Here is a 13873-nt window from a genome sequence, read left to right as displayed (position 1 = left end):
TTACCTGAGAGAATAGATTACCTTAAGCAACTTATTGCAATCGGCAAACTGTTACTTTCGGACTGGCGTTACACCATTGATTTTAGCGCTTCACGGATCAGCTGCTCGCTGTTCATATCCGGTTTCGCGATTTGAGACACGACTTTCGAGGCTTGCGTTGGTTTGTAACCCAGAGCAAGCAGTGCACTCACCGCCTCTTCTTCTGCGTTGTTAGATGCAGCCATTGCGGAATCTGCCGGTGCGGCATCGGTAAATGGGGTAAAGAGATCACCAGCACCCCACCCTTTCAGACGGTCTTTCATTTCAACCACAAGGCGCTCAGCCGTTTTCTTACCAACGCCCGGCAGCTTAACGAGTGTTGATACATCCTCTCGTTCAACGCATGTAACAAACTGACTTGCTGTCATACCAGACAAAATGCCCAAGCCCAATTTAGGGCCCACGCCGTTTGCTTTAATCACTTCACGGAACAACGCACGCTCTTTTACGGTATTGAAACCGTAAAGCAGCTGAGCATCTTCGCGAACAACAAAATGAGTATAAATGATGGCTTCTTCGCCGATGTTTGGCAGCTCGTAGAAACAGCTCATTGGCATCTGAACTTCATAACCAATGCCGTTAACTTCAATTAAAACTTCAGGAGGTTGCTTTTCTAGCAAGGTGCCGCGAAGACGTCCAATCACGATAAATACTCTTTGGAAATGAATTTGCGACAGGATAATAAAGAACTGGATAGACATCCAGTTAATTTTACCGGTAGCGCCCTTTTCGTGCGCTGGTCGCCTTTCCTGCCAAAGCCACTAGCGTTTTGTTGGTATTGGCATGACAGATTGCCACACCCAAGGCATCGGCCGCATCGGCTTGCGGTTTTGCTGGAAGCTTCAACATATGTTGGACCATGTGCTGGACCTGAGTTTTATCTGCACCGCCTGTCCCCACAACGGCCTGTTTAATCAGGCGTGCGGCGTATTCATAAACAGGTAAATCCGCATTTACAGCCGCGACGATTGCACTGCCTCGAGCCTGTCCCAGTTTTAGCGCAGAATCGGCGTTTTTCGCCATAAAAACTTGTTCGATAGCGAAGACATCTGGCTGAAACTGAGTAATGATTTCCGTAACACCAGCATAAATTTGTTTGAGTCGACCCGGGAGCTCTTTTTCAGACATGCGGATACAGCCGCTGCCAAGATATTGCAAATGGCGGCCTTGCTGGCGGATTACACCGTAACCGGTAATACGTGAGCCTGGGTCAATGCCCAAAATAATTGACATTAAGTTTCCTAATCAACAACTCATTAGATTTATTAGAATATACCCAAATGACTTCAAGATGCAGGATTCAGAGCATTGTCACTGATACTAGTTCAAGGAAAATAATGCAGCGGAATAGCAAGCTCTTTCCAAGTTATTTGACGCAGAAATTGTGTCAGTGACACGCTCCCGAAGGGCGAGTTGTCTTGACTCACAGCCTTTGTTAACGATTTTTAATTTAGAACCACTAGATCTTCAAATCGTTGCCGCGTCTGGAAGCCAAGTCATTCTCGCTGAACCAAGCATCTCGAGGTTATTTGGGTATATATTTCATTAAAACAAAAACTCCCGCGATTGCGGGAGTTTTTCTTCAATTGTTGTGCGCTTATTCTGCGTCTTTTTCTTTTGCTACTGTTACCGCAACTGCCAGCTCTTCTAGCGCTGCAGGGTTTGCAATGCTTGGTGCGTCTGTCAGTAGACACGCTGCTGCTGTTGTTTTAGGGAACGCGATAACATCACGGATGTTCTCAGTACCACATAGCAGCATAACCAGACGGTCCAGACCGAATGCAAGACCTGCGTGCGGAGGCGTACCGAACTTCAGTGCGTCTAGAAGGAAGCCGAATTTTAGTCGTTGCTCGTCTGCATCGATACCTAGGATATCGAACACTGCTGCCTGCATTTCTGCGTTGTGGATACGTACAGAACCGCCGCCCACTTCGTAGCCGTTTAGAACCATGTCGTATGCGTTTGAGTTCGCTGCCGCTGGGTTTGCTTTTAGCTCTTCCGCATTAACACCAAGAGGTGCCGTGAACGGGTGATGCATTGCGTGTAGGTTGCCTTCGTCATCTTCTTCGAACATTGGGAAATCAACAACCCATAGAGGTGCCCATGCAGACTCATCCGTTAGTTCTAGGTCTTTACCTAGCTTCAGACGTAGTGCACCTAGTGCTTCTGCAACGATGCCTGCTTTGTCAGCACCAAATAGGATGATATCGCCAGATTCTGCTTGAGTGCGGTCTAGAATACCGTTGATCACGTCTTCGTTTAGGAACTTAGCCACTGGAGACTGGATACCTTCCACCCCTGCAGCGCGGTCGTTAACCTTCATCCACGCCAGACCTTTCGCACCGTAGATACCAACGAACTCAGCGTAACCGTCGATTTGCTTACGAGTCAGAGATGCGCCACCTGGTACACGGATTACCGCAACGCGACCTTTCTCGTCGTTTGCCGGACCAGAGAACACTTTGAAGTCTACGTCTTTTACAAGATCAGCAACGTCTACTAGCTCTAGTGGGTTACGTAGGTCTGGTTTGTCAGAGCCGAAACGACGAATTGCTTCCGCAAACGGCATTACTGGGAACTGACCCAGGTCTACGTTTAGTAGCTCTTGCCACATATCGCGAACCATGTTTTCAGTCACTTCACGTACTTGATCAGCCGTCATGAATGACGTTTCGATATCGATCTGAGTGAATTCTGGCTGACGGTCAGCACGCAAGTCTTCGTCACGGAAACACTTAACGATTTGGTAGTAACGGTCAAAACCAGACATCATTAGCAGCTGTTTAAATAGCTGTGGAGACTGAGGAAGCGCGTAGAAGCTGCCTTTATGAACACGGCTTGGTACCAGGTAGTCACGAGCACCTTCTGGCGTCGCTTTAGTTAGTACTGGTGTTTCGATATCCAGGAAGCCGTTGTCGTCTAGGAAACGACGAACAAAGCTAGACGCTTTAGCACGTAGCTTGATGCGGTCACTCATTTCTGGACGACGTAGGTCCAGGTAACGGTACTTCAGACGCTGCTCTTCAGAGTTCTTTTGGTTGAAGTCTAGAGGCAGAACGTCAGAACGGTTGATGATTTCAAGACCTTTTGCAAGGATCTCAACTTCACCGGTTGCCATGTCTTTGTTTACTTGGCTTTCTGGACGAACACGAACTTCACCCGTTAGTTTGATACAGAATTCATTACGAAGTGTGTTAGCCACTTCATACGCATCCGCCATATCTGGATCTACAACTACCTGAACGATGCCTTCACGATCTCGCATATCGATAAAAATAAGACCGCCTAAATCACGGCGACGGTTAACCCAGCCGCAAAGTTCTACAGTTTGTCCTGCAAGGGACTTGTTCAGGTGACCACAGTAATGGGTACGCATAATGAAATTCCCAATCTCTCAAAAGTTGTTGACTACGCTCTGTCGGCTTCATTGCCAAGCAGAGTAAAGAATCAGTTATACGCTGAAAGTCTATGAAAATCGACTACTCAGCGTACAATTAAGTGTGTTTTATCATTCATTGGTGCTTTTTAGTACTACAAGTGTTCAAAACCGCACCAGAGCGAAAAAATTGCTGCTGATTATAACGTGAAATTACCTATTTCAGCAAAACTCTCGTAAAGTTATCGCAGGATTAAATGTAAAGAAGAATAATGGATAACTTACCCCTTCGACTTGGACTAACCATGTGGTCACATAACCTGTGGCAACAAAGCTTTTATGGTAGTGGCACAAAGCCTGCTGAGCGTTTAGAGAAGTACGCACAGGTATTCCATACTGTAGAAGGCAATACCACCTTTTATGCGACACCGTCACTTAGTACTGTTCAAAACTGGAAATCAGCAACAAACGACGATTTCAAGTTTACCTTTAAGCTACCAAAAGCCATTACTCACCAGCAAATGCTTAGAGGATGTGATGAGCAGCTGCGTGACTTTATGAAAGTGATGGAACCACTCCATGAGCGAGTCGGTCAGTGGACAATCCAGTTGCCAGCCGCTTTTGGACCTGAATACCTCGACCGTTTAAAAAAGTTCTGCGCCAGCTTTCCACCGAATTTCCCTCTTGGTGTAGAAGTGCGTCATATGGCGTTTTTCTCCAAAGGTGACGATGAACGAGCGCTCAATCAATGGCTGATAGAAAATGGCATCGACCGAATCATTATGGACAGCCGACCTGTGTTTGCAGCTAAACCAAATAGTGAAGCAATCATCGATGCGCAGATGAAAAAGCCCAAAGTGCCAGTACACGCGATTGCCACTGCTTCCCACCCGATGATCCGCTTTATCGGTCACCCGGAAGAACAGCAGAATTATGACTTTTTTAAGCCTTGGCTGAGCAAACTTCCACAGTGGATTAACGAAGGTAAACAGCCTTATGTGATGATCCATACCGCCGACAACATCATCGCACCAGAACTGGCTGCAAACATTTATAAGAATCTACAAAAGCACATTACGCTCCCTGATTTGGAGCCCTTCCCTGCCAATGATGGCAACTCCCAATTACAGATGTTCTGATGCAATCTAAAGCAATGCATGACAGAGGCGCGAATTTCTCATAAAATACGCGCCTTTTTTGATGTCTGACGTTTTTTGAAGACTATATAGTCCCGTCAGCTTGTATGCAGAGATTTGGTTATGAACCCTAAGAGCAATCCAGATACTATTTTTTCGGCTCCAATCGATAAAATTGGGGATTTCACGTTTGATGAACGCGTAGCGGAAGTCTTTCCCGACATGATTCAGCGCTCGGTGCCGGGTTACAGCAACATCATTTCTGCGATAGGCATGCTGGCTGAACGCTTTGTTAAGCCGCACTCCAACATTTATGACCTTGGGTGTTCTTTAGGTGCAGCGACACTTTCAATGCGCCGCCATATTAAACAAGAAGGTTGTAAAATCATCGCTGTCGATAACTCTCCAGCCATGGTCGAACGTTGTAAGCTTCACGTAAACGCATACCGCAGCGACACACCGGTAGAAGTCGTTGAACAAGATATTCGTAATATCGAAATTGAAAACGCTTCGGTAGTCGTCCTGAACTTCACACTTCAGTTTCTTTCTCCAGAAGATCGCTACACGTTGTTAGAGAAAATCTACGCTGGTCTGCGCCCTGGCGGCATTCTGATTCTGTCTGAAAAATTCGTCTTTGAAGATGAAGTGTCTAATGAGTTATTGATTGACCTTCACCACGACTTTAAACGTGCAAATGGCTACAGCGAGCTGGAAATCAGTCAAAAACGCAGCGCAATTGAAAATGTAATGCGTCCGGATTCTAAGAAAGACCATAAAGAACGTTTCGCCAAAATTGGATTCTCTAGCTACGACGTCTGGTTCCAGTGCTTTAACTTCGGCTCTATGTTTGCAATTAAGTAACCATTCGGATAAGTAAACATTCGAACTCAAACTCAATTTACTTTTACACCATCAACTCAGCGATTAACTAATTATGTTTAACTTTGCAAATTTCTATCAATTAATTGCCCAAGACACGCGTCTTCAACCGTGGCTAAACGTGTTACCACAACAGCTAACGGACTGGCAAAATGCAGAGCACGGTGACTTTGGTCGCTGGTTGAAAGCACTGAACAAAATTCCTGAGGGCTCACCGAATCAGGTTGACATTAAAAACTCAGTCACCATCAGCAATGACACACCTTTTCATGAAGGTGAACTGAAAAAACTAGAAAATTTGCTGCGTACATTCCATCCATGGCGCAAAGGGCCGTACACAGTGCATGGTATTCACATTGATACCGAGTGGCGCAGTGACTGGAAATGGGATCGTGTTCTTCCACATATCTCACCGCTAAAGAACCGCAGTGTGCTCGATGTCGGCTGTGGTAATGGCTACCACATGTGGCGCATGCTTGGTGAAGGCGCTCGTCTTTGTGTTGGCATTGATCCTTCCCACCTGTTCCTGATCCAGTTTGAAGCGATCCGCAAACTAATGGGCGGCGATCAGCGAGCGCACCTGCTGCCATTGGGTATTGAGCAACTACCAAAACTAGAAGCGTTCGATACGGTATTTAGTATGGGTGTTCTGTATCACCGCCGTTCTCCGCTTGACCATCTAATTCAGCTCAAAGACCAGCTGGTTTCGGGTGGTGAGCTTGTATTAGAAACCCTAGTGATTGAGGGTGACGAAAACGCCGTTCTTGTACCGACATCTCGCTACGCTCAGATGCGTAACGTATATTTCTTCCCTTCAGCAAAAGCACTCAAAGTGTGGTTAGAGCTGGTTGGCTTTGAAGATGTCCGTATCGTAGATGAGAATGTGACTACGGTAGGTGAGCAACGCACAACAGACTGGATGACTCACAATTCACTACCAGACTACCTAGATCCAAACGATCCGAGTAAAACAGTGGAAGGCTACCCAGCGCCACGCCGTGCAGTGCTTGTGGCTCGTAAATCATAATTAACTTAGATTTCTGACATTGCTCTAACTCACTGCTTCTATTAAGACATTACCCTCTCATCTTATCTCTTCAAGGGTGTGGTTCGCACCCTTGATTCTAAGCTTTTCGTCACTATTCCTCACTCTATAAGAGATAGAGAAACATTCTTACTTGTGAGGCTTTGTTGATATAAGCTAAACTCTTAAAAATCAAACAACTTAATCCATCCCAAGGTTTTCAATGTTATTACGATTGACTCCGGTTGTTGCCATCGTCTTGCTATCTGGATGCACACTTACCAAAGGCGAACAGTACCACCAAGAAACGTTAGCCGCTATCCAATCCTCAGAAACGAATGTCAATAATCGTATTGCTACTCTGGAGCAGCAGCTCAGTAACCAATCGAACCATATCGACAACCTTGAAGGCGAAGTGACGACACTAAAAGGCGAGCTTCGTACATTCCGTGACGAAGCCATGGCCGAAGTCAAAAAGCCAAAAGATCCTATCATCGTTCAGGCTCCTACCCCTGTAGAACAGACGCCAACACATAACATTATTCTCGGTTCAATTGAGAAAGTGACCATAGATTCTATCAAGCAGACGTTCGATGCTCGTGTCGATACTGGCGCAGCCACTTCGTCTTTAAACGCTATCGATATTAAAGAGTTTGAAAGAAACGGAAAAAACTGGGTTCGCTTTCATTTGGCCGACAATACAAAGTCTGAAGAAGAAAGGAATATTTGGATTGAAGCTCCTGTCCTACGCTACGTGAAGATACGTCAATCCACGGCAGATGATCTTGATCGCAGAGCCGTTGTCGAACTGTGGGTCAAAGTTGGGAAAATCCATGAAAAAGCGCAATTTACGTTGGCAGATCGTTCCCATATGAACCATCCTATTTTACTAGGAAGAGAATTTATTCGCGACATCGCGTTGGTCGATGTTAGCCGCACATATATTCAAACAGAAGAAAACTAAGAATAATAAGGTAGATTATGACGTCAAAAATACCGTTTTACGTATCCGTCATTTTATTGGTGGTTGCGGGCATCGCTTTGAGTGTTTTCAGACACCAAAATTATGGCGTGCCATGGACTCCAGGTGAAACGCGTCAGGTATGGCGTGCCATGGACTCCAGGTGAAACGCGTCAGGTATGGGATGTAGAAGCTCGTATAGAATTCAACGCTAACGGCAACGAAGTAAAAGCTTCCCTTGCCGCCCCTCATACTCAAAGTGGTTACACACTTATCGGCGAATCCGCTTCTTCTTCTGGTTATGGGGTCTCTTACATCAACTCAGATTCCGGACGTCGCGCAGAATGGTCAATCCGTCAGGCTCGCGGTCCTCAGACCATCTACTACAAAGCACAATTTCTGGTGGACCCACAAGCTCAGGTTACGCCTCTCCCACCAGCAGATGAGATTACTCCTCCAACGCTTTCAGCTCCGCAACAAGCTGCTGCAAACGCTCTGATTGAGCGAGCAATGAGCCGTTCAGCGGATAACGTGACATTTGCACGTGAACTGATCAAAACATTAAACGATCCGGACAGTCAAAACTCTGCGCTGCTACTGAACGATTTTGACCGTACCGATGCGTTACACAATATCCTTCTCTCAGCGGGTGTCCAAAGCAAAATAGTGGGTGTTATTGAGCTGGAAGACGGACGCCGACGCCAAACCATTCAACCAATGGTACAGGTTTGGTCTGGTAAAGACTGGGTTCTGTTCTCTCCAAACTCAGAGCAAAAGGCCGTGCAACCTAACCTGTTGGTTTGGGATGAGTCCAACGTATCGCTGCTCGATTTAGTTGGCGGCAATAATAGCCAAGTTCATTTCTCAATGATCAAGCAGGATATGACGCCTCAACAGGCCACCAACAACAAGATTGAAGCCGATGGCCTGATGAACATCTCTATTCATAGTTTACCTCTTGAAGAACAAGCTATGTTTAAAACCATCATGCTGATCCCAATTGGCGCGCTTATTGTGGTATTCCTGCGCGTGATCATTGGCCTTAAAACATCAGGTACCTTCATGCCGGTTCTGATTGCGGTCGCTTTCGTCCAAACGCAATTAATTACTGGTATTGTCGGCTTCTTGCTGATTGTCGGTACGGGCTTGATTATCCGAAGCTATCTATCGCGACTTAATTTACTTCTGGTCGCTCGAATATCGGCGGTTATCATCACGGTAATCATGATCATCTCGGTATTCACTGTCGTCGCATTTAAGATCGGTCTGACAGAAGGTCTGACGATTACCTTCTTCCCGATGATCATCTTGTCATGGACCATCGAACGTATGTCGATTCTGTGGGAAGAAGAAGGGGCGAAAGAAGTGGCGATGCAAGGTGGTGGCTCACTACTGACCGCAGTATTGGTTTATCTGGCGATGACCAATTCGTACATCCAGCACCTGACGTTTAATTTTATTGGTCTGCAGTTAATCGTACTGGCAGGGATTCTACTACTTGGTACGTACACTGGTTACCGCTTGACAGAACTTCGTCGTTTCAAGCCGCTAGCGGAGGATTAAACGATGTTTGAACGTTATACCACGCCAGCAAAACTTCGCCACAAAGGCATCATGGGGATGAACAAGCGCAACCATAGCTATATTGGTCGCTACAATGATCGTTCCAAATATCCTTTAGTGGATGACAAGCTGAAAACTAAAATCATTGCTCAGGCAGCAGGGGCTACCGTCCCTGCCCTCATCGGCGTCATCCATAACCAAGCTGAAGTAAAAACCATCCACAACATGGTTAAAGAGTGGCCAGGCTTTGTAATTAAGCCTGCTCAAGGTAGTGGTGGTAAAGGTATTTTAGTTATCACCTCACACAAAGATGGCGTATACACCAAGCCTTCAGGTGCAACCATTGGCAAAGAAGAAGTAGAGCGCCACATCAGTAACGCGCTTGCCGGGCTATTTTCTCTTGGTGGCAAAAACGATGTTGCCGTCGTTGAAAACCTGATCAAGTTTGATGACTGCTTTGATGGTTTCAGTTATGAAGGAGTGCCGGATGTTCGAATCATCGTGTTTAAAGGCTACCCTGTAATGGCGATGATGCGTTGTTCGACAGCCGCTTCTGATGGTAAAGCGAACCTTCACCAAGGCGCTGTGGGTGTGGGTATTGATATCGCCACGGGTAAAGCGATCAGAGCTGTACAATTTGACCAACCCGTCACTCACCACCCTGATACGGGAAAGGACCTTTCAACGCTGGAAGTTCCACATTGGGAGCGCTTGCTTGAACTGGCTTCTAGTGCTTGGGAAATGACAGGTCTAGGCTACATGGGCACAGATATGGTGCTGGACAAAGAAGAAGGGCCGATGGTTTTAGAGCTCAATGCGCGTCCGGGCCTGGCTATTCAAATCGCGAATGGCATGGGTTTACTGCCTCGTTTAAAACATATCGAAAGCCTTGGTACTCCTGCTGAATACCCTAAACCGAAAGAGCGCGTCGCCTACGCAGCAGCGCAGTTCGGTGTTAAACCGCAATTCTGATATCACTTCGCTCACTGAACCTCTAACATGTGGTTCAGTGAGTGCAATTAGCATAAATTCCTCTGATTGCTAGGTCACCTTTCATATTTGAGCGATATAGCTCGTTTTCAATTTAAAGCGCGAAAACGCTAGCCTCAATCAATGATCTATCTAACAAATTAAACATAGAACGTTTTTTTAATACTCAACATCTTGAGTATTATAATAGCTCCCCTAACTCAACTTATGAGGTTGAGACGTGTTAACAAAAGATACAACGAATAAAGAACCATCGCTTGTTGACCATGAGACTCTAGACCAGCATCTACAACGCTTGTCAGAGATTTCTATCCAGGCACTTGAAGAGCTTGCTGAAATGCTCGAAGTTAAAAAAGACGTTTCAGAGGAGTAGCATCTAGCCTTTGTATAAAGCTAAATGCTCAAAAAGCCGAGACTGCCGTCCTACTGTCTCGGCTTTTTTATTTTGGCTTTGGCACCAGTTATTTTCCTAGCGGCCTACCCCACCTTAGATATCCTCGTTTCAGACTCAGAATATTCGGCATATTGTGACTTGATTTGATCGGAGATTTTTTCCGCAATCATGATGGTAGGTGCATTAGTGTTTCCACCGATAAGCGTTGGCATTATCGAAGCGTCAACCACTCTTAGCCCTTCTAACCCATGGACGATTAAATCCTTATCCACCACCGCCAGTGGATCATCTGCCGTTCCCATTTTACACGTCCCCACCGGATGGTATTGGGTATCAGCGCGGTTACGAATGTCCTGCTCAATGGCATGGTCATCGTCAGCATCAACTGGATAAAAATTATCACCTCGAACGTCATCAAATGCCTGACTTTCCAACATCTGATGTTGCTTCTTCCACGCTTTGATCATGATGCCGATATCATCCGGGTGGTTTAAAAAGGCAGGATCAATCAGTGGCGCGTCATAAGGGTCAGCACTTTTAAGTTTGACGGTTCCCTTACTTTTTGGCCTTAGTAGCGTAACGTGAGAGCTATAACCGTGGCTAAGGTGGATCTTACGTGCATGATCATCAACCACGCCCACCACAAAGACGAACTCCAAATCAGGCACATCAATATTGTCATCAGTGTAAAGAAAGCCAATCCCTTCAGCAAAGTTACTGCTCATTTTGCCACTACGCTGGTTCATCCACTGAGGCAACGCTTTACCCATTTCAGAAACCATTCGTAGCGAGACGCCGAAAGACTCTCTCTTATCAAGGCATTTGTAGCTGTGTACCAAATCAATATGGTCCTGTAAGTTTTCACCAACACCCGGTAACTCATGAACTTGCTCAATATTGTGCTTATCGAGATCAGCTTTGGCTCCAATACCCGATAAAAGTAAGATCTGTGGAGAACCAAATGAGCCTGCCGATAAAATCACTTCACGATTGCATTTAATTTGGAAACGCTTCCCTTTCAAACCGTATTCGACGCCAACCGCACGCTTTCCTTCAAACAGAACCTTATGCGTGGTGGCTTTGGTCAGCACCGTAAGATTTGTCCGGCTTAAGTGTGGTGTCAGATACGCTTTTGCTGCGCTGCATCGCTCACCATCTCGTTGAGTCACTTGCGTGTAAGTCGCGCCAAACTGTTGTGCGCCATTAATATCTGCACTGCGGGGAACTCCGATGGACTCACAGGCCGACAAATATCGTTCAACAAGCTTACTCGGTGAGCGCAAATCAGCGACATTCAAAGGCCCGCCCTGACCATGATATTCATTGTGGTGAACCTCGTTGTTTTCCGCTTTTTTGAAATACGGTAAACATTCGTCGTAGCTCCAGCCAGTATTACCTAGACTTGCCCATAAGTCGTAATCATACCGGTTCCCTCTCGAGTACATCATGGCATTAATCGAGCTCGAACCACCTAACGCTTTTCCTCTCGGTTGATAACCTTTACGACCATTTAATCCGGTTTGTGGCACCGTTTCAAAACCCCAGTTATGTAACTTGGTCGGCAGCATAGCCACCGTGCCGACAGGGGTCTGAATAAACGCACTGTTGTCTTTGCCACCAGCCTCTAACAGACAAACCGTCACCTCTGGATCTTCAGATAAACGCGAAGCTAAAACGCAACCAGCAGATCCACCACCGACAATAATGTAATCGTAGCTTTCCATTACCGGCCTCCCATAGGCAGTAAATGAGCGTTACTCTCTTGCCATTGATGCAGGTAAGTCATACCTCTTGAAGAAAGACGCAACACGCAAATGCGTAATCCTTTCGCTGATTTCGTCATATTTCATCCTTGAATCGATTTGGTCATTACAAACGTACTAAGTGAGGCGCGGTGTCAGCTATTTTTTATTCTTTAATCGCGGATCCGGCTTGCCGACAAAAACACGCAGTATCAGCTTTTGTACCCAACTTCCGTATGGAGGTGAAAAGAGCTGAACAGGGAACCAATCTCGCATTTGCAATACAGAACGTGCATGACTCAACTCTCTGAACCCTTCTTCACCGTGGTAATTACCAATCCCTGAATTACCTACCCCACCAAACGGTACCGAGTGATTGAGAACATGCCAGCCCCAGTCATTCAAGGTGACACCACCACTATGAGTCTGTGTCAGCACGGTTTCACGCTGCGTCTCATCGTTAGTAAACAGATAGCAAGCAAGAGGACGTGGTTTGTCGGTAATGTATTGAATTACTTCTTCAATGGATTGATAGGTATGAACAGGAAGCAACGGGCCAAAGATCTCTTCCTGACATATGCGCATATCTGGTGTCAAGTTGGTCGCGATATAGAGCGGCGTTTTACGTCCTTCTCCACCGTCCAGACATTGCGTAATCTCAGCGCCCTTTTCTTTTGCATCATTCAATAAGTCATGGAATCGCTTATGCTGTGCATCATCCACGAGCGCGGTATAGTCCTGATTAGCTTTAATCTCGCCATACATGGATTGGTGAGCAGCTTTTAGTGCTTCGACAAACTCTTGCTGTTTACCCTCCGGTACAAAAGCGTAATCCGGGGCGATGCAAATTTGTCCCGAGTTCATCCCCTTACCGTGTGCAAGGCGTGCTGCCGCTTTTTTCACATCGTAATCTTCAAATACTATCGCAGGCGATTTACCACCTAATTCAAGCGTTACCGGAGTTAAATTGGCAGCAGCATTTGCCATGATGGTTCTGCCACTTTTTGGCGATCCGGTGAAGACCAAATGATCAAATGGAAGGTGGGATATTTCCATTGCTTCAGGATGCGTGCCGTCAACAACGCGCACCAAGTTATCCGGATAAATCTCCGCTAACATGCGGCGTAACTGTTTTGTCGTCGCAGGGCAATTTGGTGGCATTTTGATCATGCAGCGGTTACCAGCAGCCAATGCGGAAATCATTGGCCCAATCGACAGGTAAATAGGGAAATTCCACGGACAGATAATACCTACCACGCCTTTCGGCTGATAACGGACTTCAAGCTTATTGCCTTTAAACAACCATTCTGTTGGTCGTCTGCTTGGCTTCATCCAGCTTTTCAGGTGACGGAGCACATGGTTGATATCAAGAATCGGAGCAAGAACATCAGCCATGATTGACTCTGTGTGACTGCGTCCGCCAAAGTCTTCATTCATCGCTTCCGCTAAAACATTCTGATAGCGAGAAAGTTGCCTTTTTAAATCCACTAGCCGCTGCTTCCTAACAGCTAACGTTGATAACGGCTCCGCTTGATAGGCGGTTTTAAGTTCAGCGAACCAGGTAGCCAGTTCGCTAGAATTGAGGTTTTCAGGCACGTCCATATTTTGGTTGTTACTAACCGTCTCATCTTGCTTTGCCAGCATATTCATATTTCTCTCCCACCATGCGATTTATTGCATTACAACATTTTGATAACATTAATCACAGGTTACAAAATGACAAAAACCGGTGATATTCGGACAACTTTGAGAACAACCTGACAGAAAGC

11 protein-coding genes and 1 pseudogene are annotated in these 13873 nt (G+C 46.1%); 7 read left to right on the top strand and 5 right to left on the bottom strand.

Annotated features, from left to right (window positions below; genetic code table 11):
• Positions 1–68 precede the first annotated feature (68 nt).
• From ruvA to aspS, 3 genes are all read right to left on the bottom strand, one after another.
• Positions 69–683 carry a Holliday junction branch migration protein RuvA gene (gene ruvA, locus VEJY3_RS05065; protein ID WP_014231354.1) on the bottom strand — a complete coding sequence of 205 codons (615 nt, stop codon included), beginning with the start codon at positions 681–683 and terminating at the stop codon, positions 69–71.
• A gap of 67 nt (positions 684–750) precedes the next feature.
• The gene (ruvC, locus tag VEJY3_RS05060; RefSeq protein ID WP_014231353.1) at positions 751–1272 is read right to left on the bottom strand and encodes a crossover junction endodeoxyribonuclease RuvC; all 522 of its coding nucleotides are present in this window, start codon (positions 1270–1272) and stop codon (positions 751–753) included.
• Between the two features lie 364 nt (positions 1273–1636).
• Positions 1637–3415, bottom strand: coding sequence for an aspartate--tRNA ligase (aspS, locus tag VEJY3_RS05055; protein WP_014231352.1), 1779 nt, complete (start codon positions 3413–3415; stop codon positions 1637–1639).
• Positions 3416–3687: 272 nt separating this feature from the next.
• Here aspS and VEJY3_RS05050 point away from each other — a divergent pair, with 272 nt between their 5' ends.
• From VEJY3_RS05050 to VEJY3_RS25770, 7 genes and pseudogenes are all read left to right on the top strand, one after another.
• Positions 3688–4554 carry a DUF72 domain-containing protein gene (locus VEJY3_RS05050; RefSeq protein WP_014231351.1) on the top strand — a complete coding sequence of 289 codons (867 nt, stop codon included), beginning with the start codon at positions 3688–3690 and terminating at the stop codon, positions 4552–4554.
• A 120-nt stretch (positions 4555–4674) separates the two neighbouring features.
• Positions 4675–5412 (top strand): carboxy-S-adenosyl-L-methionine synthase CmoA, encoded by a 738-nt coding sequence (gene cmoA, locus VEJY3_RS05045; RefSeq protein WP_014231350.1) that lies wholly within the window; start codon positions 4675–4677, stop codon positions 5410–5412.
• Positions 5413–5485: 73 nt separating this feature from the next.
• A complete protein-coding gene (gene cmoB, locus VEJY3_RS05040) occupies positions 5486–6457 on the top strand; it encodes a tRNA 5-methoxyuridine(34)/uridine 5-oxyacetic acid(34) synthase CmoB (protein WP_014231349.1) in 972 nt (323 codons plus the stop codon).
• Between the two features lie 220 nt (positions 6458–6677).
• A complete protein-coding gene (locus tag VEJY3_RS05035; RefSeq protein WP_014231348.1) occupies positions 6678–7418 on the top strand; it encodes an ATP-dependent zinc protease in 741 nt (246 codons plus the stop codon).
• A 17-nt stretch (positions 7419–7435) separates the two neighbouring features.
• Positions 7436–8978, top strand: a pseudogene (locus VEJY3_RS05030) (inactive transglutaminase family protein).
• A gap of 3 nt (positions 8979–8981) precedes the next feature.
• On the top strand, positions 8982–9950 hold the full coding sequence (locus VEJY3_RS05025; RefSeq protein WP_014231346.1) for an alpha-L-glutamate ligase-like protein: 969 nt from the start codon (positions 8982–8984) through the stop codon (positions 9948–9950).
• A 238-nt stretch (positions 9951–10188) separates the two neighbouring features.
• Positions 10189–10341: a hypothetical protein gene (locus VEJY3_RS25770; protein WP_014231345.1), complete on the top strand. Its 153-nt coding sequence runs from the start codon at positions 10189–10191 to the stop codon at positions 10339–10341.
• Positions 10342–10445: 104 nt separating this feature from the next.
• On the opposite strand, the gene VEJY3_RS05020 is transcribed toward VEJY3_RS25770, so the two are convergent.
• Together VEJY3_RS05020 and VEJY3_RS05015 are read right to left on the bottom strand one after the other, a co-directional pair.
• Positions 10446–12086: a GMC family oxidoreductase gene (locus tag VEJY3_RS05020; protein ID WP_014231344.1), complete on the bottom strand. Its 1641-nt coding sequence runs from the start codon at positions 12084–12086 to the stop codon at positions 10446–10448.
• A gap of 177 nt (positions 12087–12263) precedes the next feature.
• Complete coding sequence (locus VEJY3_RS05015; protein WP_014231343.1) at positions 12264–13754, bottom strand: coniferyl aldehyde dehydrogenase; 1491 nt, start codon at positions 13752–13754, stop codon at positions 12264–12266.
• Positions 13755–13873 lie beyond the last annotated feature (119 nt).

The organism is Vibrio sp. EJY3 (assembly GCF_000241385.1).
GTDB lineage: Bacteria > Pseudomonadota > Gammaproteobacteria > Enterobacterales > Vibrionaceae > Vibrio > Vibrio natriegens.
The sequence above is the reverse complement of the archived record's forward strand: the minus strand, read 5'-3'. Positions and strand labels throughout refer to the sequence as shown.